Source organism: Arenibacter algicola, from assembly GCF_000733925.1.
In the GTDB taxonomy this organism is placed as follows: domain Bacteria; phylum Bacteroidota; class Bacteroidia; order Flavobacteriales; family Flavobacteriaceae; genus Arenibacter; species Arenibacter algicola.
Map to the genome: position 1 here is coordinate 245,572 of NZ_JPOO01000001.1, position 24,341 is coordinate 269,912.

A 24,341-nucleotide genomic window follows, 5' to 3' on the forward strand; every position below is an offset into this window, starting at 1 on the left:
TAATGTAAAAATGGATCAACTAATCAATGTAGCAATTGGTTAGTTATAGATTATTTCCATTTTATAATTGTGAAATCACAATGACTCCAATGGCAGTGTGTTAATCGTGGTGTTTTAAAAATTTCAAAACCTCTTCGTAATCCCCCGGCCTGGCAACAATACGTTTTTCGTTGTCCAAAACATAATAGGTGGGGGTTTGTTGAATATCATATATGTCGGCATACGGACTTTCCCATTTTCCCAAAGCAATACCATGAACAAAGTTTGATAGCTTTGCCGATTCCTTTTTCCAGGTTACATCATCATCCTCCAGGCCAATGGCCAGCACCTTTGTATTGGGAATATCCTTTAAGGCCTTGTGAAATTCAGGAAGTTGCTGTAGGCAATGCGAACAGGTGCTGCTCCAAAAAACAATTACATAATTTTTTGCTCCGGAAAGACCACTAAGCCTTTTGGTAATACTGCCCTCATTCCAGATAATTTCTGGGGCTACTGCTCCCAATCGAAGTCGATTTTGGATTTCGATCTTTTTTATGAGTTCGGATTTATTGGTTTCTGTTGCCAGGGATTTTAGATAATTATCATAGATAAAATCGGCCACTTTATTTAAATTATCATTGGACGCCCGAGTCCATAGACTGTTAAATAACTGCACCTGGTTGGTAGCGCTTACATCTTCCAGTACCTGGGCCAATTCCTTCACATTGTCCATTATTACCGGCTCTTTTTCATTATTGGCAATTTGATGATTTGGCAGGGCCGTAAATACGTAATTAACTACTTTGTCCTTTAAAAAGTCTGATCCCTGTAGTACCTGATCGTTAAAGTCCAAGGCATCAAAATAATGTTCCCTTTTATGTTTCATATAAGTTTCGGCATCCTCATACCCTGAAGAAATGTAGGGCCTGTTTGCAGATATAAAATGTGCGCTGAGCATCCCTTGAGATTGGGTCTCGAATGATTTTTGCACCGCAGCCAATTTTTGGTTCAGGTTTATAAGCAGGTTACGGTCTTTCTTTTGTTCCGCATAAAACTGGGTTATTTGTTTCTCCAACCCATGAATTTCATTAAAGTACCGGGCGTATAGTAGGTTTTCTGTTGAGGATATAAAAGACAAGCCTTTTTGGGAATCGAAGGAGAGTACAATATCTTCCTTGCCGTTATAGATAAAATCAAAATAAAACTCCTCCTGTGGCACTGCATATACCAGTCTATACATACCCGTCTGGGCATTGGCGGGCATATCTAAGGAGAAAGCTCCGTTTTTAACAGCGGTATCGGCTATATAATTCTGATGGTCCGGATTTAATTTGTAGGCAATTAACCATTTATAATCGTCGGCAGGGGATAAATTTCCCGAAACACTGTGTTGGGCCTCCGATAATAAAGTGAAACAAAGGGTTAATAGGAAAAATGCGTTTTTTGGATTCATCTATATAGGGGCGTTTTTTGGGACTGTTATTCCTGTTTTGGGAATAAGTGAATTGAATGGTTGAATTGATTTATAGGCTTTGTCTATAGTGTTGATATTTTCAAAGACCAACAATAAGCGCAAACCATTACGGGTCTGCTTTTCTTTTAGTTTGGCAAGGTTGGGATGGGCCTGTACAAATTGCAACACGGCGGTAAAGGAACTGCTTTGGTAAAAATCAGATTGCTGGTCCGCTATAAAATAGCCGATCATCTTGCCTTTCTTCATCACTATTTTCTCCAGGCCGATACTATTGGCGATCCATTTGATGCGGACCGAGTTTAATAAATCCTCAGCCTGGGTAGGGAGCTCCCCAAATCTGTCTACCAATTCCGTCTCAAATTTTTGTAAACCTTCCTCATCGGAAACCTGGTTCAGTTCGGTATAGAGATTTAAACGTTCGGTAATATTGTTGATATAATCATCAGGGAACAACAATTCAAAATCGGAATCTATTTGGGTTTCCTTGACAAAGATTTTTTGTTTGCCGCCTACTTCCTCATAGAGTTCCTTGAATTCGTTTTCCTTTAGTTCATCTATGGCCTCGGCCAATATTTTTTGATAGGCATCAAAACCAATTTCATTGATAAATCCGCTTTGCTCTCCTCCCAACAGATCCCCTGCACCCCTAATTTCCAGATCTTTCATGGCGATATTGAAACCGCTGCCCAAATCCGTAAATTGTTCCAAGGCCTGAATTCTTTTTCTGGCATCGTTGGTCATGACGTCATATGGTGGGGTAATAAAGTAACAGAAAGCCTTTTTATTGCTTCGGCCTACACGTCCCCTCATTTGATGCAGATCGCTTAGTCCAAAATTATTGGCATTGTTGATGAAAATGGTGTTGGCGTTGGTAACATCCAGACCACTTTCTACAATGGTGGTAGAAATTAATACATCAAACTCCCCATTCATAAAGGCCAACATAAGGGTTTCCAATTTTTTGCCTTCCATTTGTCCGTGGCCGATGCCAATTTTGGCATCCGGCACCAGCCTTTGGATCATACCGGCAACTTCCTTAATATTTTCAATTCTATTGTGGATAAAGAAGACCTGTCCGCCCCGCTGGATTTCGTAAGTAATGGCATCGCGAATGGTCTCTTCGCTGAAACGGATTACCTCACTTTCTATAGGGTATCTATTGGGCGGTGCCGTATTGATGACCGAAAGGTCCCTTGCCGCCATTAAACTAAATTGAAGTGTTCTTGGGATAGGTGTGGCGGTAAGCGTTAGTACATCTACGTTTTCTTTTATGGATTTTAATTTGTCCTTGACCGATACCCCAAATTTTTGCTCTTCATCCACAACCAATAAGCCCAGATCCTTGAACTTCACATTTTTGTTCACCAATTGATGGGTGCCTATAATAATATCCACCTTACCGGCAGCCAGATTTTCCAAGGTCTCCTTTTTCTCCTTGGCGGTCCTAAAACGGTTTACGTAATCTACGGTAACCGGCATATCTTTCAAACGCTCCGAAAAGGTACGGTGGTGTTGAAAAGCCAAAATGGTGGTAGGGACCAACACTGCTACCTGCTTGCCATTGTCCACAGCTTTAAAAGCCGCCCTAATTGCCACCTCCGTTTTGCCAAAACCTACATCCCCACAAACGAGTCGGTCCATAGGTCTTTCGCTTTCCATGTCCTTCTTGATGTCCTCGGTAGACTTGCTTTGGTCCGGAGTATCTTCATAAATAAAGGAAGCCTCCAGTTCGTGCTGTAAGTAGCTATCCGGACCGTATTGAAATCCTTTTTCCAGCCTTCGCTTGGCATAAAGTTGGATAAGATCGAAGGCAATTTTTTTAACACGCGACTTGGCCTTGTCCTTGATTTTTTTCCATGCCCCTGAACCCAGCTTGTATATTTTTGGGGGAGCGCCGTCCTTTCCATTGAATTTCGAGATTTTGTGCAGTGAATGTATGCTGACATAAAGTATGTCCCTTTCCCCGTACATTAGCTTTATAGCTTCTTGTTTCTTGCCTTCAACGTCTATCTTTTGTAAGCCCCCAAATTTCCCGATACCGTGGTCTATGTGGGTAACATAGTCTCCAATTTCCAATTTGTTCAGATCCTTTAGGGTAATGGCCTGTTTTTTGGCGTAGCCATTTTTTAAGTGGAATTTTAGATAGCGCTCAAAGATTTGATGGTCCGTGTAACAGGCTATCTTTAGATCATGGTCCAAAAAGCCTTGGTATAGGGGAAGTACAACGGTTTTATAATGGACTTCCTTTCCCACTTCATCAAAAATATCGTGAAACCTTTTAGCCTGTTGGTCTGTGGCGCAAAAGAGATAATTGGTAAACCCGTTTTTGTAGTTATCGTTAAGGTTTTCAATTAATAAATCGAATTTTTTAATGAAGGATGGTTGTGGTTTTGTATTGAAAACTATGGTTTCCGGATCACTCGAAGTTGTAGTGCTTCCATCGATCTCTACAAGGCCAAAATCGGCCAGCTGATGTTTCAATAAATCGGAATTGGTAAACAATTCCTGTGGTTTCGCATGCTTTATTTCCTTGGACAGTTCGGTAAATGCCTCTTCTGCTTTTTCAAAAAATGAATCTAACCTAGCGTAGAGCAAACTCAGGTTCTTGCTAAAGATTAGGGTGTTTGGGGATATGTACTTTAGAAAGCTTTCCCGGTTTTCGTCTAGGAACTTGTTTTCCACATTGGGGATGATGGTAATCTTTTTGACCTTTTGTGTAGACAATTGCGTTTCCACATCAAAGGTCCTGATACTGTCTACCTCGTCCCCAAAGAATTCAATCCTGTACGGTTCATCGTGGGAAAAGGAAAATACGTCCATGATGCCGCCCCGAACCGAGAATTCTCCTGGTTCCGTAACAAAATCGACCCTTTTAAATTTGTATTCGAACAGTACCTCATTTAGAAAGTCCAGGGAAAGGGTATCGTCCAGTTTAATTTTTAGGGTGTTTTTCTCCAGTTCCTTTCGGGTCACCACTTTTTCGAAAAGCGCATCGGCGTAGGTAACGATGATGGCGGGTTTTTTTCTGGAGTTGATGCGGTTCAGGACTTCTGCCCGCAAAAGCACATTGGCATTGTCGGTTTCCTCAATCTGGTAGGGCCTTCTGTAACTACCTGGATAAAATAGGACATCATTATCTCCTAAGAGTTGTTCCAGGTCATTTAAATAATAGGCGGCTTCCTCCTTGTCGTTCAAAATAAACAAAAATGGAGCTTCGGATTTATGAAATATTTCTGCAATAACAAAGGACAGGGCAGACCCTGTTAGGCCTTTTATATTTGTTTTAGGGCTTGAGGTCGCAGCGGCATTTTCTTGGAAATTGGCAATAGTAGCCCTCAGTTTTCCCAGTTGGGGAGACTGTGCGAACAGTTGTAACATTGAAGATTTTGTCAACCGTAAATTTTTATGCAAATATAACCCTTGATTGTTATGCCCCCAAAATATAGGAGTTATTTTATGTGCCTATAGAATTATCAGAGTATTTATTATAAATGATTTTTGCTAAAATCGGTTAGTTGGTATCAAAACAACAAATTCCTTAAAAAATGAAGTTTTTAATTCGGAAAAGTTCACGATATTGAAGCCTGCAAAGAGAATATGGTCATATACTGCATAAAATAGCAAGAATGTGAAATATTCTTTTTTCACCTTATAATCCGGTTGAATCCCATCTTAGTGGATTTACAAAAAAATTATTTAACCAATGGAAAACGAGGACAAGAAAGAGCTGCGCAGCAGCGACTGGATTGGACGTACAGTTAAAGACGGATTTGTCTATAGAGCCTGGATGAAGAACCAAGGAATACTCCAATTGGAATTCAATAACAAACCCGTAATTGGCATTTTTAATACCTGGTCCAAGCTTATGTCCTGCAATGGTCGCTTTAGGGAATTGGCGGCATCCGCAAAAAAGAGGATTTGGGAGCGGATATGGATTTTCTACGGGGAAAATCGGGGAGCGAGGTTGTTAGGGTTTCCCATTAATCGAACACCTATCTATTATGGATTTTAAGGATAAAGTTGCTATTGTGACAGGGGCCGGGCAGGGTATAGGCCTGGAAATCTGTAAACAATTGGTTGCCCATGGGGCCAATGTTATTTTGAATGATTTGGATGTCGTTCTCGCTGAGGAGGCAGTGGCAAAAATGGACCGGAAGAAAGGAAAATGTATTGCTTTCCCTGGAGATTCAGGGGATATATCGGTCATAAACCAAATGGTGGACAAGGCCGTTGAAGAATTTGGAAAATTGGATATAGTAGTGGCCAATGCAGGGATTACCCTCTTTGGGGAATTCCTTAGCTATCCGTCGGAATCTTTTTTTGAGGTGATGAAAGTCAATTTGGGTGGCAGTTTCTTTTTGGCCCAGGCAGCGGCCAATCAAATGAAAAAGCAAGGTTTGGGCGGTTCTATACTTTTTATGTCGTCCGTAACCGGTCATCAGGCTCATGAAAACTTAGCGGCCTATGGGATGAGCAAGGCGGCATTGGAAATGTTGGCCAAGAACTTGGTCATAGAGCTATCGCCCTATAAAATAAATGTCAATACCGTGGCCCCAGGGGCTACCTTGACAGAAAGGACCTTGAAGGATAAAGACTATTTTGGGACCTGGGAAAATATTACGCCCATGGGCAGACCTGCATCTGTAAATGATATAGCGCAGGCAGTTTTGTTCTTGATCTCCGATAACGCCAAACACATAACGGGACAGAGTTTGGTGATCGATGGGGGTTGGACATCGGTAAGTCCGTCTCCTTATAAAAAATAATGGTCACCTTGAATATTCTTAATACTATAACAATCAATTATAATAGATTTTAAAAAATATGAATCCAGAAGTAGTTAGTGGAATTATATGCGAATTGGGCGAAGGTCCACTTTGGGATGACTCCAAAAAAAAGATATGTTGGGTAGATATTTTAAATGGAAATATCCATGAATGGTCTTCAATAACCTATACTTTGAATACCATTTCGGTTGGCCAAATGATCGGGGCTATGGCACTTTCCGATAAGGGAAATTACATCGCAGCCGTAAAAGACGGATTTGTGTTCATTAACCGGAAAACAGGGGAAGTCGATATGATAAAGAACCCAGAAACACATATGCCGGAAAACAGGTTTAATGATGGGAAATGTGATCCTGTAGGTCGATTTTGGGCAGGGACCATGCCCATCGCAGAAGATAAATCTTCTGGCAGCCTTTATGTGCTGGATGCTTCATTAAATGTTGGGAAAAAGGAATCCAATATTAGCGTTTCCAACGGTCTGGCCTGGAGCCTGGATCACAAAACTATGTACTTTATAGATTCCCCCACCCGCAAAGTAGTGGCTTATGATTACAATAAGGAAAGTGGGGAATTGGCCAACAAAAGAACGGTCATTACCATTGCCGAGGAGGACGGCTTTCCGGATGGAATGACAATAGATAACGAGGGAATGTTATGGATAGCGCATTGGGGAGGGTGGCAGGTAGCCCGCTACGACCCTGGTACGGGAAAAAAATTATTGTCCATTTCCATGCCGGTTTCCCAAGTTACCTCCTGTGCCTTTGGTGGGGAAACCATGGAAGATCTATATATAACTTCAGCTAGGAAGGGGCTCAGTGAATTGGAACTGGAGAAGCAACCCTTGGCTGGGTCCTTATTTGTAGTCAGGAATTGTGGCCATAAAGGACTCCCTGCCTTTCAGTTTAAGAGTATAACTTAAAACAAGTTCCTGTCTTGGCTATCTAAAAAAATCTCAAATAATATAAACCAACGAAAACCAAATTAAGTTAGAATGAAAGGATTGGACGCATTGGATTGGGTGGTGATCAGCGCCTATTTTGTGATATTGCTGGGGGTTGCCTGGTGGGTAATAAAACAAAAACAAAAGAATACGGAGGACTACTTTTTGGCCGGACGGAACATTGGGTGGTTTATGGTAGGAGCTTCCATTTTTGCCTCCAACATTGGGTCCGAGCATGTAGTGGGATTGGCCGGGAATGGTGCCGGGGATAAAATGCCACTGTTGATTTATGAGCTCCACGCCTGGATCGTTTTAATGTTGGGGTGGGTGTTTTTGCCTTTCTATGCCAGAAGTGGCGTTTTTACCATGCCGGAGTTTCTGGAAAAACGTTTCGATGCCCGCTCTAGATGGGTACTATCCATTGTGTCCTTAATTGCCTATGTACTTACCAAAGTTTCCGTGACCATCTATGCAGGTGGGGTGGTGGTATCTGCCCTTTTGGGGATACCATTTTGGATCGGTGCTGTGGCAACCGTGGCACTTACCGGACTATACACTATTTTGGGCGGGATGCGTGCGGTGGTCTATACAGAGACCATACAGGCCATTGTTTTGGTAGTAGGAGCCGGAATCTTAAGTGTTATGGGACTTGAAGCTGTAGGCGGTTGGGGAGAGCTGAAGGAAACCATTGGTGTGGATTATTTTAATATGTGGCGACCCAATTCGGACCCGGATTATCCTTGGTTGCCGTTATTCCTTACGAGTACCATTGTGGGAATCTGGTATTGGTGTACAGATCAGGTAATTGTGCAACGGGTGCTTACTGCCAAAAGTATTAAAGCAGGTAGAAGGGGAAGTATTTTTGGGGCGCTTCTAAAACTTATGCCCGTTTTTCTTTTTCTAATTCCGGGAGTAGTGGCCTTGGGGCTTAAACTTCAGGGAAAACTGGATTGGAACAGTCCGGATGAAGCTTTTCCAGTCCTAATGAGTAACCTTTTGCCTTCCGGCCTTCGCGGATTGGTAGCGGCAGGATTGCTGGCTGCACTGATGAGTTCCTTGGCTTCTGTATTTAATTCCTGTTCCACTTTGTTTACTCTGGATATTTATAATAAATTAAAACCTGAAAAACCTGAGGAGGAATTGGTAAAAACGGGGAGGACCGCCACTTTTTTTGTAGTGGGTCTGGGCCTGTTGTGGATACCCGTTATAACACGGCTTTCTGATGGATTATACGAATACCTACAGAATGTGCAGGCCTATATTTCTCCACCGATTACGGCGGTATTTCTTTTGGGTATTTTTTATAAACGCATTAATGCAAATGGGGCCATAGCTACCTTGGTGGGGGGATTGATCATAGGGTTTTCCAAATTGACGCTGGAAATAATGAAATCCAGTTTTTCCGAGGGAAGTTTTCTTTTTAACCTAGCGGATGTTAATTGGTTGGTGTTCGCGGCTTATTTCTTTGCCTTGTGTATAGCCATTGCAGTTATTGTGAGTATGTTTTATCCGGCCCCTACGGCAGCACAATTGTCCGGACTAACCTTTGGAACGGTTACGGAAAAACAAAAAGAGGAAAACAAGTCGAGCTATACTATTTGGGACATACTGGCATCGGTTTTGGTAGTGCTAATTGTGCTGTATATCATGATATCATTTAGTACGCTTTCACTGTAATGACTGTTGGAACTGTTTTTATAGTTTTATCTTAAGCGAGTTTTTCCCTAAAAAAATCGATGGTCCGTCCCCAGGCCAATTCAGCGGCTTCCCGATCATACCTCGGGGTGGTGTCATTGTGAAAACCGTGGTTTGCCTTTGGGTAGATATAGGCTTTGTATTCCTTGCCATGCTTTTTTAAGGCTTCCTCATAGGCGGGCCATCCTTCATTGACGCGAGTATCCAATTCACCAAAATGAAGCAGTAATGGGGCGTTTATTTTATCGATATCTTCAGTTGGCTGACCCCCGTAAAAAGGAACGGAAGCTCCTAGACCAGGAACCTTTACCGCCATCATATTGGAAATCCATCCTCCAAAACAAAAGCCTACCACGCCAACCTTGCCGGAGCATTCCGGGTGTACTTTCAAATATTCAAAGGCAGCAATAAAATCTTCCAACATCTCATCGCGATTTCTCTTGCTTTGCAGCTCACGGCCATCGTCGTCATTACCGGGATAACCGCCCAGGGGTGTCAAGGCATCTGGGGCCAAAGAGATGAATCCTGCCATACCGGCCCTGCGTCCTACATCTTCAATGTGCGGATTCAATCCACGGTTTTCGTGGACCACGATTATTCCTGGAAGTTTTGCCTTGGTATCGGCCGGTCTAGAAAGCAGGCCCTTTATGGAACCGCCTCCTTTGGGGGAATCGTAGTGAATATATTCCGATTTTAATTTTGGATCATTGGGCTTTATTTGGATTTTTTTCACGTAATCAGGAGAAATAAAGCTAAGTAGTGAAGCTACCGTTAACCCACCAACGGCATAGGTGGACAATTTATCCATAAACAGCCTTCTGCTTACCCTGTTGTGTGCATAGTCATCATAAAGGTCAAAAACCTCTTGTTTAATGTCTTCTTTTTTCAATGGTCTCATGGGTATTAATTTATGGTTGAACGTGCGTTTTACTCTTTAGGTTCCATCAGATCCGGTTCAATAACTCCCTTGTCACCAAATTAACGGAAGTATCCGGGAGGTCCCTTTTGAAAGGATTTTCTTGATCTTCATTGCCTTATTAAATGTTTATAATAGCATAGAAGCCTTAAATGTCAGTACCTATTAAAAGTATGAAAATAGTTTTAACTTTTAAAGGTAATTATGAAGTAGGACTAATTTTCGTATTTCTTTATTGTAAAAATAATGGGACTTTAGAAATCAATTCATATATATTATCCTATAGGCTTCATTAAAAAATGAATTTGGATATGTCAGGTTTAATCGAGACTTAGAAGGCTATTTTTTTTATAAGATTAAAATTTAAAATGATTGATGAGATTTAATTTTACTTATATTTGATTTCCAGTAAATTGCTAAACTGGTCCAATAAAACTTTCCCCCGAATATATTGCTTGTGCATTGGCCGGTGTTTGAATTCCAACACTGGGTTTAACCATTTAATAGCTTGAAATTTGCTTAAAAGATTACTATTAAAGTTTGTTAAATACTACCTCCCAATTCTCATTTTGAGCGTTTTGGCTGTTTTATGGTTATATAAAATGGAGCACAAAAAGCTGATTTCCTTGCAGCAAGATGAACTCTCCAATAAAAAACAACTTATCGTAGAACTTTTAAAACCCATGATAGCCAATCTCTATTATTGGGAACAATATGGTTTTAGTGAGAGCGACTTTGATCCGGACAAGAATGCGCATTTAGACAAGAAAATTGGTGATTTTGTTATTGGAATGGACAGTTATAGTCAATTCAGGCTTATCAATTTGTCAGGAAAGGAGGTTTATAGACTCAATAGACAGGACAATGGCAAAATAATAAAGAGTGTAGCCCTTCAGGATAAGGCAAATAGGGATTACTATCAGGCGTCCACTGATCTCAAGAAAAGTCAAATTTATTTGTCCCCCTTAAATCTGAATCAGGAAAATGGGATATTGGAATTTCCATATAAGCCAATGATTCGAGGGGTTGCCCCTATATTTGATGCCCTCGGCAACAAATTGGGCATAGTTGTCATTAATTTTAGTGCAGAAAGGTTCCTGGAAATACTAAAAAAGGATAATCATTATTCCTTTATATTATTGGATCGTTTTGGCAATTACCTTGTAAGTAAGGACAGCATAAAGGAGTTTGCCCATTTAATTCCAAAGAGTAGAAATATTACCTTTTATGAGGAATATCCTGAGTTGGTGGATTCATTGAGGACTAAAGAAACTACTTCTTTGTTGCAGAACGGGGATTTGTGGATAAAAACCGAATTGGATTTTAAAACCGAACTTGCACAAACTCCTCTAGTTCAGCATAGATTTGCGGACATTGAAACCGATAATAAATGGGTACTTTTAAAACATCTGGATTCACATACTTTAAATGCTAGGCTGAAAAGCGAGATTTTTTCAATATTCCTTATCAATTTAGTGGCAATAGCTGTTATTTTATGTCTGTCATATCTTGAGGCGAAAAGTGATACTTCCAAAAAGAAGTATATGCAGGCCCTTGAAGTAATTAACAAGGAGCTGGAAAGCAAAAGCACGGAGTTGGAAAATAAAAACAACGCTTTGGCAGCTATACAGAATAAGTTAGAGTTACGGAATGCCCAACTTATGGATTATAACAATATTGTTGCCCATAACTTAAGAGCTCCTACTACAAGTGTTTCTGCTTTGGTTTCCATGTTAAAGGAAGCCAAGGATTATGAAGAGGCCGAAAGTTATTTTCCTAAATTGCAAAAAGTAACCCATGCTATTAATATCCTGGTAGATGATCTTCTCGTTTACGTTAGGATTCTGAACGATGACGACCAGGTTAAATTGGAAAATATAGCGTTGGGGCCTTTATTAGAGGCTACCTTGGATCTGTATGTTGAAACTTTGGACAAAGAAACCATAGAAGTGAAGACAGATTTTACGGCATGGAACGAAATAAAGTTTTCAAAAATCTATTTACAAAGTGTAATGCAAAATCTAATATCCAATGCCATAAAATATAGGGATCCCAACAAAAGGTCCGTCATTGTTATCCGTACCTTATGGGAGAACGACAAGAAAGTTTTGGTAGTGGAGGACAATGGCGTAGGGGTTGATCTAAATCGCTATGGCAATGATATTTTTAAATTATATAAAAGATTTCATCGTGGACTATCCGGCAAAGGTATGGGGTTGTTTCTGGTGAAAACACAATTGGAATCATTGAATGCCAATATTGAAGTAAACAGTGAATTGGGAAAGGGAACCACATTTAAAATAATATTTGACAGCTATGAATAACTTAAGTTTTTTTCTAATCGATGACGATGAGATTTTTCAGTTTATAATGAAGAATACCATTGCTGAAATAAGTCCAGACATAAAGATTAAGTTTTTTTCCGATGGTGAAAAGGGAATGGATTTCCTTAAACAGAATCTCGGCGCTGCCACCAATCTTCCTGATATTATCCTTTTGGACGTAAACATGCCTTTTATGGATGGATGGGAGTTTCTCAAGGAATATAAATCACTTCAAACCCAAATAAAAAAGGATGTTAATATATACCTGCTAACATCCTCCAACAATCCCCATGATATAGCCATGGCCAAAGAAATTAGTGAACTTTCTGGTTACCTGGTAAAGCCGATATCAAAGGAGGGAATCAAAAACCTGATTAGTCATTTTCCAACCACCAAGTGGTATCATAACGAATTTTAGATTATGATTTTCTTTATAGTCTGGTCCAATGTTGGTTTAACTGTAAGTGTAATAACAAAAGCTCCACGACCGGTCTATTGGTTGTAAATCCTAATGTCCGTTTTTGAAACAGCCGGCAATGCACATGTACTTTATATTGCAGCCGCTATATCTACAGCCACTTTAAGCCTGCTTTTGCCGCTGCCGTACACTACACCTTTTAAAGGCGGTACGTCGTAGTAATCCCGGCCCCAGCCTACCACAATATGTTGATCCATGGGTATAAGATTGTTTGTTGGGTCAAAATCTACCCAACCAAAACCGGGTATAAAAATCGCGAACCAGGCATGGGAGGCATCCGCTCCTACCAATTTTTCTTTGCCTTTAGGGGGTACGGTTTCTATGTAACCGCTAACATACCTTGCAGGTAGTCCTACAGACCGGATGCAGGCAATGGCTATTTGGGCAAAGTCCTGACAAACCCCTTTTTTTTCCTTCATGACTTCCGCTACAGGAGTGGAAATACTGGTAAACCCTGGTACAAACTGAAAATCGGTATAAATACGTTGCATCAGTTCATAGGCGGCATCAAAAACTGAACGATTTCTTTTAAAGGAAACCTCGGCATAGTCCCGTATACTGTCATCGGCACGTCTAATAAAAATAGATTCCAAGATATATTGCCTGGCATCCAATATAGCAGGGTCCGTACTTTTTAAAGCTAAAAGGGTTTGGTCTAAGGTAATGCTCCTACATGCTTCGGAAAAAAAGGAATCTTGGAACTGGGCATAATCCCGCACTATTTTGCTTTTTGTAGTTACTTTTAACTCTATATGTTCTGTTTGTATGGAAAAACGGGTAATATAGTTGCCAAAAAAATCTATGCGCTCCGAAATTTCTGCGGGTTGAGGTGTTATCTGTATTTTATAGTCCAATAACTGTTGACCTTTGGATTCCCGCGGTCGTAGCGTAGCAATATTATGACAATAAATCACCGGAGCATTGTATTCGTACTTGGTAGTATGTTTAACGTTAAAAATCATATCAAAAAGGAAAGGATTGGGTAACCAATTGATTTTGTTTGTCCGTATGATTAAAATAGGTACTGCTTATGGATTGGGATGTTTTGTATAACAGTTCCGAGAGTGTTTCCAATAATTCATCAAGTTCTTTCCTAAAAAAGTCGGTTTCGGATTTAGTCTTGACTAAATTGGAAGATTCCGCCAATCGCAATTTGGAGAAAGCGTCAAATATATATTTTTGATAATTGCTTAAATTATTATCCTTTCGGGAATGTGGTAAACGCGCAATGTCTTTTTGGATTCTGTTCAACATAAATGTTAACGACCTTGGGTATTCCAAGTCCAATACCACTAGGTCCAATAAGTGCTCCAATTGAATGTGGGATCTATAGCTATATCTGTAAATATTAAGGCTTTCATGGCTGGTCAACAAATACTCCAGGAGGTCATATTCTACCTGTTCCTCATATTTAATGGTGAGCAGGGAGCGACATTTTGTAATGGTCAACATGCTCTGTTCCAATTGTAGGCCTATAAAATACAGTAGTAACCCTTGTTGCACTAAAATACTTTCTTCTATAAGGCCCATAAAAGCGATTAAACGGGTAATGAGTTGGTTGAGTACTTTTAAGATTTTATTTATGGAACGGTCCTGGCTTTCTTCAAAGGACTGCCATATTTTTTGAATATTTTCAAACACCCGCCACATATCCGAAGACCACAAATTCCGGATGGAATAATAGGAGTTGCCAAACATGGCAAGGTTGTGCGCTAAACTCCCGGGCCTGTCTTTGTCCAGTATTACGGATAACATTTCCTGCATAGGGTCTTCCATGGCCATTTTGCCTTTGGAGCTTTTCTCTGCGAAGCCGGGATAGGTGCCCGTTAAGTGGGTAACCGCTTTGAACAGGACTTGGAGTTTAACAGAATCTGGTTTTTCATTTTTGTTTTGTACCAAGGCCATTTGTCTCATGACCATGCGTAAGAAACGGGCATTGACCAAAGTACGGCCTACATAACGTCCTGCCCAATATAAGTTTTCAGCCGTAAGACTGGGCAGATCGTTTAAGCCGGATGCGGCCAAGGAACTCCGTTTTTGCCAGTGCCTGGATAAATCTTCCTTGACCGGGCTGTCTTCCAATACCCAAAAATCCTTACTGGTGCCACCCCTTTGGTTGGAAACCCTAATAGTTTCCCTGTCCGGAGCTACACGTACCAGTCCACCGGGCATTACACTGTAGTCTTTATTTGATGCTATACAGAAGGTACGGGTCACCAAATTTCTAGACTCTATAGTTCCATCAACTAAATTTGGAGCCGTAGAAAAGCTTATTTTCTCCTGTGCTACAAAACGATAGGGAGTTAGTTCAATTTCCTTTTTTAGGTCATTTAACTGCTGAGTGGTCATAAACTCAGCAAAATGTATACTTTCCCTATTGGTCCTGTCAATTCTTTTGATCACCAATTGGGATAGGTTATTTAATACAAATTTTCTTTCCCGTTCCTGTCCGCACCACCAAGATGCAATTTGTGGCAGGATCAGATCCTCGTTAAGAAGATATTTGGCTATAGCGGGCATAAAAGGGATTAGGCCTGGGTTTTCTATTACCCCGCTACCTACAGGGTTAATAATGGAAACATTTTTTCTACGCACTACATCCAATAATCCTGCTACTCCTAGCTGCGAATCTTCCCTAAGCTCCAAGGGATCGGTAAATGCGTCATCTACCCGCCGTAAAATAACGTCTATCTGTTTAAGTCCCTGTAAGGATTTCATCCATACAAACCCGTCCCTTACCACCAGGTCGTTCCCTTGAACCAAAGGGTAGCCCAGGAAGGAGGAGAGATAGGCATGCTCAAAATAGGTTTCATTATGGGATCCCGGGGTCAATATGGCTATATTGGGATTATCTTTTTTTAATGGGGATGCATCAACAAGCATCTGGTTAAAATCCTTGAAGAAACCAGAGAGGCGCTTCACATTCATTTTGGCATACATCTCTGGGAGAATTCTACTGGTAGTAGACCTATTTTCCAAGGCGTATCCCATTCCTGAAGGTGCTTCTGCACGGTCGTTCACTACCCAGAGCCTTCCATCAGTTCCGCGGGAAAGGTCGGCGGCATAAATGGAAAGAAATTTTTCCGTGCTGTATTCAATGCCGCTACATTGTCTTAAAAAACCACGATGTCCGTGAATTACTTCATGAGGCACAATGCCATTTTTTATCAGATTGCCTTCGCCGTAAATATCCTTTAAGACCAAATTTAAAAGCCGTGCACGTTGTTTTAAACCGTTCTCTACAGTTTGCCATTCGGACTGGCGGAGTAAAAAAGGCACCACGTTCAAGTTCCATGGGCGGTGCAATCCCTGTGGGTCATTGTAAACATTGTAGGTGACCCCATTTTCTGAAAGTAGCCAATCCATATCCCTTTGGCGTGCCATCAATCCGTCATAACCCAATTTATCAAATTCCGTAAGGAGTTTGTTCCAATAGGGTTTTACACCATTTTGTGGTGTAAACATTTCGTCATTCTTATATTCGGTAATATAATTACTTAACCAGCTGGTACTTGTTATTGGCATAATAATTTATGAATTACTTCTTCCTCAAATCCAGCACATGTGGATATTCAGGATTTATAGGGACCTCTTTGTATACAAATGTATTGGAAGCAGACTTAGGTTCTACCATTCTACCCGAAAAATTTGTTGTAGGGCCCATTTCCATCGGTGTTGCCTCACCCTGTGAGTGTCCAAAATCCCAAAATCTATTAATTCTTCTGGATTCTGCCTCATAACTGTTTACGGGGTAAGTGTCATAGGAACGTCCTCCGGGATGGGCTACAAAATAGGTGCATCCACCAATGGATTTTTTGTTCCACATATCTACAATATCAAATATCAAAGGTACGTCTACAGCAATGGTAGGGTGAAGCGCAGACCAGGGGTCCCATGCTTTATAACGGACTCCTGCCACATATTCGCCCTTGATACCTGTAGGGCTCAGGGCTATTTTTACTCCGTTACAGGTTAGGCTGTAACGCTCTTCGGTAAAGTTTTTTACTTTTATCTGCACCCTTTCCAAAGAAGAATCTACATACCTTGCTGTTCCTCTACCGGACATTTCTTCGCCCAGTACATTCCAAGGTTCTATGGCCATACGAAGTTCTATCTGCATGGAATTGATCTCTACCATACCGTATAAGGGAAACCTGAATTCAAAAAATGGGTCGAACCAATCCAGTTTAAAGGGATAGCCAGCATCATTTAATTGGCCAACAATATCCCTAATATCTTCTTTTACGTAATGTTCCAACAAGAATTTATCGTGCAATTCAGTACCCCAACGCACCAGATCATGTTTGTAAGGCTTCTTCCAAAACCAAGAGACCAAGGTGCGCACAAGTAGCATTTGCATAAGGCTCATCTGTGCGTGGGGCGGCATATCAAAAGCTCTTAACTCCAAGATACCCAATCTGCCCGAGGAAGAATCCGGGGAATATAACTTATCGATACAGAACTCGGCCCTGTGGGTATTTCCGGTAATATCGGTCAATAAATGTCGAAATAACCTGTCCGTTAACCAAAAAGGTACCTCCTTATCCTCGGGAATTTGGGAAAAAGCAATTTCCAATTCATAAAGATTTTCCAATCGCGCCTCGTCTACACGCGGAGCCTGACTGGTAGGGCCTATAAACGCACCGGAGAACAAATAGGAAAGTCCAGGGTGGTGTTGCCAAAATGTAAGTAGGCTGCGCAGAAGTTGCGGATTTCTAAGCAAAGGGCTATCTGCAGGAGTGGCCCCTCCCAAGGTAACATGGTTGCCGCCGCCTGTACCCGTATGCTTGCCGTCCAACATAAATTTCTCGGTCCCTAAACGGGATTTTTTTGCTTCCTCATACAACTTCAAGGTATTGTCCGTAAGCTCTTGCCAATTATTGGCAGGATGCACATTTACCTCTATTACACCAGGGTCCGGAGTAATTTTTAGTACTTCCAAACGGTTGTCCCTGGGGGGCTCATAACCCTCCAATACTACCGGAATTTCCAGCTCCTTAGCCGTTGCCTCTATACTAGCTATTAAATCCAGGAAGTCTTCCGCGCTATTCAAGGGGGGTAGGAAAAGGAATAATTTATCATCACGTACCTCTGCGCATAAGGCAGTACGTACAAATGGTTGTTTTTTGGCAGATGATTTTGATGTCTTGGACTCTATTCTATCCTGTAATTCTTTTCCGTAAGCTTTTAATACGGGCTTCTCCTCGAACAGCTCAGGTTCTGCAGTAGGTTCTGATGGTACTTCCGGTTCTTTGGGCAAAGATTCTAAGGGAAGCCGTAATCCAATAGGGGAATTTCCTGGGGTTAAAAACAGATGTCTGCTCCTAAATTCCCAAGAATTGGTAATCCAATGGCCATCGCTTTTGGCCAATGGCAATACGTGGCCTACAGTTTTACCAATACCCTGTTCCAACACTTCTCCCAATTTTCTTCTTAGAGCCGTGTCTTTTTTATTGTAATCTTTTGGCTCCACATCTACCGGAAGTTTCCCTTCTTCCCACAGAAAATAGAATGCATCTTCATATGCCGGAATTATACTGTCATTGGGACAGGCCAAATATTTGGTCAATGTCTTTAAGAAAGTAACTGATATATCCTTTGGGAGGGTGTAAGTCTTCATAAAGGAAGCCAGCCATTTTGGATCTTTCCATATAGATTCGCCATCCTTGCGCCAATGTATTCCAATAAGCCAACGTGGCAAGGGTTCTCCTGGGTACCATTTTCCCTGGGCATGGTGCAACATTCCTCCTTTGCCAAAGGCATCCAATAGCCTTAGGGAAAGGGAGCTAGCCAATTCGCGTTTGTGTTCCCCGTCGGCCGCTGTGTTCCATTCTTCCGCTTCCATATCATCTATGGAAACAAAGGTGGGTTCTCCGCCCATAGTCAATCTTACGTCATTCGATTGTAGTTCCTCCTCTACGGCAAAGCCTAAATTATAAATGGCCTTCCACTGATCTTCGGTATAGGGTTTGGTTACGCGGGGCGACTCAAAAATCCGGGTTACGGAGTTGTCGAACTCAAATTCCGTTTCACAGGGATCCGTTAATCCATACACTGGTGCGGCACTTTCAAAGGATGGCGTGCAGGCCAGGGGGATATGGCCTTCCCCTGCCAAAAGCCCAGAGGTGGCATCCAGCCCTATCCAACCCGCGCCGGGCAAATAAACCTCTGCCCAGGCGTGCAAATCCGTAAAGTCTTCTTCAGGGCCGGAAGGGCCGTCCAAGGATTTTTCATCCGATTTTAGCTGTACCAGGTACCCTGAAACAAAACGAGCCGCCAATCCCAAATGACGAAGCGTCTGTACCAAAAGCCAAGCAAAATCCCTGCAGGAACCTAACTTCCTGTCCAAGGTTTCCTCACAACTCTGTACACCAGGCTCCATACGGATAGTGTAGTTGAGGTAGGTGTATAATTTTTGATTAAGGCCTATAAGAAAATCAATGCTCCGCACTGGTGTTAAATCCAACTTTTCCAACCAATCCAGGAGCAACGGACCCTTCTCCGTTACTTCCAAATAGGGCAGAAGTTCTTTTTTTAGATCTTCTGAATAGGTGAACGGAAAATTCTCGACGGATTCCTCTACAAAAAAATCAAAGGGATTAATGGTCTTTAAGTCCGCTATAATTTCTACCTCTACTGATAGCTCTGAGGTTTTTTCCGGAAAAACAATGCGGGCCAAGTAATTTCCAAAAGGGTCTTGCTGCCAATTGAAAAAATGATTTTCAGGCTTAATTTTTATAGAATATGCCTCTATGGGCGTTCTGCTATGTGGTGCGGGCCTTAGCCTGAAAATATGCGGTGAAAGATTTACCCTTCGATCATATTTATAAACGGTTTTATGGGAAATAGCTACTTTTAATGCCATGGGACAATGATATTTTCAATATGCCCTAAGATAAGCACTAAAATCAGGAATCCCTTCCATTAAATGCATATAGGTCAAAATTTTATCCATAAAAAATTAATCGACATTCCTTTTTGCTAGATTGATAATCTTGGGTGGGTTTTAGATTGTTTTGTTTGTTAAGTGTGGTTCCCCGTAAAGCCTCAAGGAGGATTAGGGAACAAAAATGACTACAGTTCTTCCTGCTATCCAATCAAAACAAGTTTAAGTCCTTTTTTGAATTTGATATGATGTCATCGTAAAATATTATCTCGGAATATTTTGGGGAAACGCGGAAGGAAATTGTGAGGAGGAATTTAGAGTAGCCTAAAGTTGTACAGCAAAAACAATGTATATTCTGATGGTGGTTTTGGATAGAGCTCCTGCCGCTATTCTGTTTTAATTGATTAAATTACTTCCTTAAAGTACCACAAAGTAATTTATTGGCCATAGGGGTAAACAATTGCATTGACACTATTTGATATTGTACAATTTGCTTTTGGAGGTGGGGTTATACTTTGGCGGATATATTGGTTGAAAACGTTTGTGTTTGGGATATAATTTTGAATTTGATGGACAAATTATTACTTATCTGCTTAGCTTTTGCCATAAACCTTGGGAGCCTTGTGTGGCACTTGAATGTTGATTCTGAAAATCCAGGTTCGGATATTACACGCCAAAGCATTATATGGCAGGATCGAGAGCGAACATATTGGTTGCACCTTCCTCCTAAAGATAGAATGGACGGTCTGTTGCCGCTTCTTTTCCATCTCCATGGGGGAGGTGGAACTGGCAAGGGCACCGCCAAACTTACTTATGGACGCTTTAATGAGATAGCGGACAGGGAAGGATTTATTGTAGTCTATCCCGACGCCATTGCAAAAAACTGGAATGATGGGCGTACGGAACATCTTAAACCGGAAAATATTGGGGTAGACGATGTAGGATTTATTGAAGCTATTGTAGAACGTTTGAAGTCGCAATACCAAATTGATCCCGACCGTATATTTACAACTGGGATGTCTAATGGAGGGTTTATGAGTACCCGACTGTTATGTGATCTTGCCGAATTGTTTAGGGGTGGGGCCATATTGACCGCCTCAATCTCGGAGGGCTATTTTTCCCAATGCGCCCCTTCACAGCCTGTAGGGGTATTGGTGATGAATGGTACCGCGGACCCTATAGTTCCTTATACAGGAGGTGAAATTAGGTTGTTTGGGAAAAATCGGGGCAGTATTTTATCGCATGAGGATTTTGTTGCATTTTGGAAAGAAAAAAACGGTTGTTTAGAGGAGCTGCAGGGAGAGCATATCCCAAATACTAAACCATGGGATGGTACCCAGGTAGAGATTAGAAATTTTCGCAACTGCCATCCACGTGGCGCTCTAAAGGCGTATGAAATACAGGGTGGGGGACACACTTGGCCTGGAGGTAGGCAATATCTGGGCAGAAGACTAATTGTTAATACAAGTAGGGAAATTAATGCCTGTGATGTAATATGGGACTTTTTTAGTTCCTTAAACTGAGGCACTGAAAATAATGGCTACACAACACATGCCGCTGTTTTATCCAATTGGTGTAAATTACTTAAACCGAGTTTCGAAAATCTGGCAATAAAGAAAGATTGCATTAAGAATATTAGCATTGGGTAGCCTATATTTGCTCTATTAGTGTGTTCCGATATATCTCAGTTATGGCCAAATTCATAATAGTCGTCTTTTCATTTTTAGGCTTATTGTTCGTTTCATGTAATGATGCCACAAACAAACGAAACCAAACCGATCAGTTAGTTGTCGGCCAAACCGTTAAAACTTCATTGGCGGACAGTGCTATTGTTTATAAAACAGACAATTTAATTGTACATCGGCTATCGAACCATATCTACCAACATATTTCATTTTTAAATACAAACGATTTCGGCAGGGTGGCCTGTAATGGGATGTTGATCGTAAATGATAAGGAGGCGCTTGTCCTTGACACGCCAACGGATGATGAAAGTTCTCTGGAATTGATAAACTATGTGACCAAAAACCTTAATAGTAAAATACAAGTAGTGGTACCGACGCATTTTCACGGGGATTGCGTAAGGGGTTTGGAAACATTCTTTGAATATAATATTCCAGCGTACGCATCCCATAGTACCATAGAATTGTTGGGTGCCAATGGCAAAGTTTTCTCCAAACCTATGATCGGTTTCACCGATAGTCTTGTTTTAGATATTGGGAACGAAAAGGCATATGTAGAATATTTTGGGGAGGGCCATACCAAGGATAATGTTGTAGGTTACTTCCCCTTGGACAATGCCATCTTCGGTGGATGTCTTATAAAGGAAGTAGATGCTAGTAAAGGCAATCTGGAGGACGCCAATATAATGGCTTGGTCCAATACGGTGAGAAAATTAAAGCAAAAATACCCCACGGCCAAAATTGTAATACCGGGCCACGGAATCGCCGGAGGAACCGAATTATTGGATTATACCATAAAATTGTTTCAACAATAATTTTTTAGTCCTCGTAGAAGGCAGCTCCCCATTGATCCATACTTCTTAAAATGTCCTCTAGGGACTTCCCCTTATTGGTCAGTCTATACTCCACCTTGGGAGGAACAACTGGAAAAACCTTCCTGGCAATTAGTCCGTCCTGCTCCAATTCCCGGACGGTCTGGGTAAACATTTTATTGGATACTCCTGAAATTTTCTTCTGCAAAACTCCGGATCTTAAAGGGCCATCCAAGAGATGAAACAGTATCAATGGCTTCCACTTTGTGCCAATTAGGTTTAGGGTATAATGTAAGGGACAATTATTTTTGATCATTTAGGAGATGTAAGTATTTGATAATCATTAAAATACTCTTTTAGGTAACTATATAACTTTTGGGTAAGTTATTGCCACTTGGGCAAATATAGATTAATTTTGGGGTCTAATATAGAATACATGAAAACTAATAAAACTTATCCAAAATCATTTTCACACATTGGCATTACAGTTCCAAATATTAGGGAAGCCGCAAAATTTTATTCAGAGGTTATGGGGTGGTATATTATTATGGAGCCCTCCACAGTAAAAAAGGAGAGGGAAACGGCTATAGGTCAAATGTGTATCGATGTTTTTGGGGAAGACTGGCAGGAATTTGAAATTGCACATTTGGCAACCTCGGACGGTATAGGGATTGAGTTGTTTTCTTTTCCGCATGGGATCAAGGAAGCGCCAGAGTTTAGTCCTTTTAATACGGGTCTTTTTCATTTTTGTATACAGGACCCAAATATTGAGGAGCTTGTGGCAAAGATTGTGGCGCATGGAGGGAAGCAAAGAATGCCCATTAGAGAATATTATCCCAATGACAAGCCCTATAAAATGTGTTATGTTCAGGACCCGTTCGGGATAGTGTTTGAAGTCTATACCCATAGTTATGAGCTTACCTATTCTTCCGGGGCCTACGCCAAATAAGGAACGGTGGGTAAAATAATTGATCCCTGGTCGGCTTGTAAAGAAGTTGCTTAAAACGAAAAACCCCGTAAACCGTAAGATTCACGGGGTTTTCTTTGTACTCGAGGTGGGAGTGACTTAAAATAGGTCTAATGCCATAATTTAAGGTATTCCCAATGATGCGATTTGGAGTGCGACCGAATGCCTCACCTTTAACATAAGTTTAATATTTTCTGATAATATGGGGTCAAGACGAGTAGCAAATAACACTGAATATTTACGGGGTGGTATTTTAAGTTTAATTATACTTTAATTAGTAGTTAAGCCATTTTTTAAATTCAGCAACTTTGTTCTTACTAATAACTATAGTTTTACTTGATGCAGGGTTTAACTTTATCTTAAGCTGATTGTTGCCATATCTAAAGATTTCATAAATTCCCTTTACCGAAATAATAAACTGCCTATTGGCCCTAAAAAAATACAAAGAATCCAAACTGCCGATCAATTCATCTAAGCTGGAATTGCTTGAGTGTTTTTGACCATCTAAGCATGTAATTGTGGTCAATGAATTTTCTGTATTAATAAAGGCAATTTCATCTACTCTAACCGAAATAAGCTTGTCTTTGGAATAGGTTAACAAACGATTCTTTATTTTGCCGTTATCGTCGTCTTCCATATTTTTTTCGTCTTTTTCATCTGTTTTGTTCAATTGATTTTTTAGGTGGTACAGATCTGAATTCAATTTTGATAAGTTTAACACCTCTTCTGCCAATTTTTCATTTTTCAATTCCAAAGCCTTTTCATAATAACTACCTAAAATACGAACCATTAGCAAGGCTAAAAGAGAAATTACAGAACTAGAAAGTAAATATATTAGTAAGAAATTTAATCTCAGACCTTTTAATCGTTCCTCAATTATATCTAGATTGGCATGTGCAGCCATTATCCAATCGGAGTCTTTTACGGGATAGAGATAAATAATTTGAGAATTAGTATATCCAATGGAAGTGTCATTCTTTGGATTATTCTGTTTTTTATTGCTGATAAGATCGTAAAACTCTTCTGGATTTATTTCACTGTCCAGGGCTCTAGTGTAAGAGACATCTGGGTTATTTTTATTACCTATTTTTTGTGGATCTGGATGGCAAATTTCAACACCTGACCAGTCCAACATACATACAAACCCGGATTCTAGATGAGTTCCTTCTATATTTTTTTGGAAGTTATTAATCACAGTTTGGCGATCTATCCCATTATCCAATTGTGTAGATATCAATCCTGCCAATTCCTTTGCCTCTCGCTTACTGGATTCTATTTGAATTAAAAGTATTTGGCTTGTGCTTTCATTAAGCATATACCTCATGGCAAAATAACCTAGTACGAACACTATAATTGAAATGGCAAGTAACGTAAATAAATAGAGATTGTCTTTTTTCAAAA

17 protein-coding genes are annotated in these 24,341 nt (G+C 40.7%); 9 read left to right on the top strand and 8 right to left on the bottom strand.

Going from position 1 to position 24,341, the window contains the following annotated elements; all coding sequences use genetic code 11:
* Positions 1-100: 100 nt before the first annotated feature.
* Both U735_RS0101050 and mfd read right to left on the bottom strand, forming a co-directional pair.
* Complete coding sequence (locus U735_RS0101050; protein WP_031442050.1) at positions 101-1,432, bottom strand: thioredoxin-like domain-containing protein; 1,332 nt, start codon at positions 1,430-1,432, stop codon at positions 101-103.
* Positions 1,433-4,831: a transcription-repair coupling factor gene (gene mfd / locus U735_RS0101055; RefSeq protein WP_371514376.1), complete on the bottom strand. Its 3,399-nt coding sequence runs from the start codon at positions 4,829-4,831 to the stop codon at positions 1,433-1,435.
* Positions 4,832-5,156: 325 nt separating this feature from the next.
* Between mfd and U735_RS0101060 the strand changes: the two genes are divergently transcribed.
* The 4 genes from U735_RS0101060 to U735_RS0101075 all read left to right on the top strand — a co-directional run bounded on the left by U735_RS0101060 (position 5,157) and on the right by U735_RS0101075 (position 8,857).
* Positions 5,157-5,465, top strand: coding sequence for a hypothetical protein (locus U735_RS0101060; protein ID WP_031442052.1), 309 nt, complete (start codon positions 5,157-5,159; stop codon positions 5,463-5,465).
* Positions 5,455-6,219, top strand: coding sequence for an SDR family NAD(P)-dependent oxidoreductase (locus U735_RS0101065; RefSeq protein WP_031442053.1), 765 nt, complete (start codon positions 5,455-5,457; stop codon positions 6,217-6,219). Before U735_RS0101060 ends, U735_RS0101065 begins: the two co-directional genes overlap by 11 nt.
* 58 nt (positions 6,220-6,277) lie before the next feature.
* Positions 6,278-7,159: an SMP-30/gluconolactonase/LRE family protein gene (locus U735_RS0101070; protein ID WP_031442054.1), complete on the top strand. Its 882-nt coding sequence runs from the start codon at positions 6,278-6,280 to the stop codon at positions 7,157-7,159.
* A 72-nt stretch (positions 7,160-7,231) separates the two neighbouring features.
* Positions 7,232-8,857, top strand: a complete 1,626-nt coding sequence (locus U735_RS0101075; RefSeq protein ID WP_031442055.1) for a sodium:solute symporter — start codon at positions 7,232-7,234, stop codon at positions 8,855-8,857.
* A gap of 31 nt (positions 8,858-8,888) precedes the next feature.
* Here U735_RS0101075 and U735_RS0101080 read toward each other — a convergent pair whose 3' ends face one another.
* A complete protein-coding gene (locus tag U735_RS0101080; RefSeq protein WP_031442056.1) occupies positions 8,889-9,773 on the bottom strand; it encodes a dienelactone hydrolase family protein in 885 nt (294 codons plus the stop codon).
* Positions 9,774-10,393: 620 nt separating this feature from the next.
* Between U735_RS0101080 and U735_RS24840 the strand changes: the two genes are divergently transcribed.
* Complete coding sequence (locus U735_RS24840) at positions 10,394-12,115, top strand: sensor histidine kinase (RefSeq protein ID WP_051891810.1); 1,722 nt, start codon at positions 10,394-10,396, stop codon at positions 12,113-12,115.
* Positions 12,108-12,533: a response regulator gene (locus U735_RS0101095; RefSeq protein ID WP_051891811.1), complete on the top strand. Its 426-nt coding sequence runs from the start codon at positions 12,108-12,110 to the stop codon at positions 12,531-12,533. The genes U735_RS24840 and U735_RS0101095 overlap by 8 nt, the downstream gene beginning before the upstream one ends.
* A 131-nt stretch (positions 12,534-12,664) precedes the next feature.
* Here the strand turns inward: U735_RS0101095 and U735_RS0101100 are convergent, their stop codons facing one another.
* Genes U735_RS0101100 through U735_RS0101110 form a run of 3 tightly spaced genes read right to left on the bottom strand, consistent with a single transcriptional unit; the run spans position 12,665 to position 19,458 of the window.
* The gene (locus tag U735_RS0101100; RefSeq protein WP_031442059.1) at positions 12,665-13,555 is read right to left on the bottom strand and encodes a transglutaminase family protein; all 891 of its coding nucleotides are present in this window, start codon (positions 13,553-13,555) and stop codon (positions 12,665-12,667) included.
* A gap of 1 nt (position 13,556) precedes the next feature.
* Positions 13,557-16,118 (bottom strand): circularly permuted type 2 ATP-grasp protein, encoded by a 2,562-nt coding sequence (locus U735_RS0101105; protein ID WP_031442060.1) that lies wholly within the window; start codon positions 16,116-16,118, stop codon positions 13,557-13,559.
* Positions 16,119-16,131: 13 nt separating this feature from the next.
* Positions 16,132-19,458 (bottom strand): transglutaminase family protein, encoded by a 3,327-nt coding sequence (locus U735_RS0101110; protein ID WP_031442061.1) that lies wholly within the window; start codon positions 19,456-19,458, stop codon positions 16,132-16,134.
* A 590-nt stretch (positions 19,459-20,048) separates the two neighbouring features.
* Here U735_RS0101110 and U735_RS0101115 point away from each other — a divergent pair.
* Together U735_RS0101115 and bla are read left to right on the top strand one after the other, a co-directional pair.
* Complete coding sequence (locus U735_RS0101115; protein WP_146032817.1) at positions 20,049-21,002, top strand: extracellular catalytic domain type 1 short-chain-length polyhydroxyalkanoate depolymerase; 954 nt, start codon at positions 20,049-20,051, stop codon at positions 21,000-21,002.
* Between the two features lie 167 nt (positions 21,003-21,169).
* Positions 21,170-21,976 carry a subclass B1 metallo-beta-lactamase gene (gene bla, locus U735_RS0101120; RefSeq protein WP_083260674.1) on the top strand — a complete coding sequence of 269 codons (807 nt, stop codon included), beginning with the start codon at positions 21,170-21,172 and terminating at the stop codon, positions 21,974-21,976.
* A gap of 4 nt (positions 21,977-21,980) precedes the next feature.
* Here bla and U735_RS0101125 read toward each other — a convergent pair whose 3' ends face one another.
* Positions 21,981-22,289 carry a winged helix-turn-helix transcriptional regulator gene (locus tag U735_RS0101125; RefSeq protein ID WP_031442064.1) on the bottom strand — a complete coding sequence of 103 codons (309 nt, stop codon included), beginning with the start codon at positions 22,287-22,289 and terminating at the stop codon, positions 21,981-21,983.
* Positions 22,290-22,409: 120 nt separating this feature from the next.
* Between U735_RS0101125 and U735_RS0101130 the strand changes: the two genes are divergently transcribed.
* Positions 22,410-22,922 (top strand): VOC family protein, encoded by a 513-nt coding sequence (locus tag U735_RS0101130; protein WP_031442065.1) that lies wholly within the window; start codon positions 22,410-22,412, stop codon positions 22,920-22,922.
* Between the two features lie 292 nt (positions 22,923-23,214).
* Here U735_RS0101130 and U735_RS0101135 read toward each other — a convergent pair whose 3' ends face one another.
* On the bottom strand, positions 23,215-24,339 hold the full coding sequence (locus tag U735_RS0101135; protein WP_031442066.1) for a LytTR family transcriptional regulator: 1,125 nt from the start codon (positions 24,337-24,339) through the stop codon (positions 23,215-23,217).
* Between the last annotated feature and the right edge of the window lie 2 nt (positions 24,340-24,341).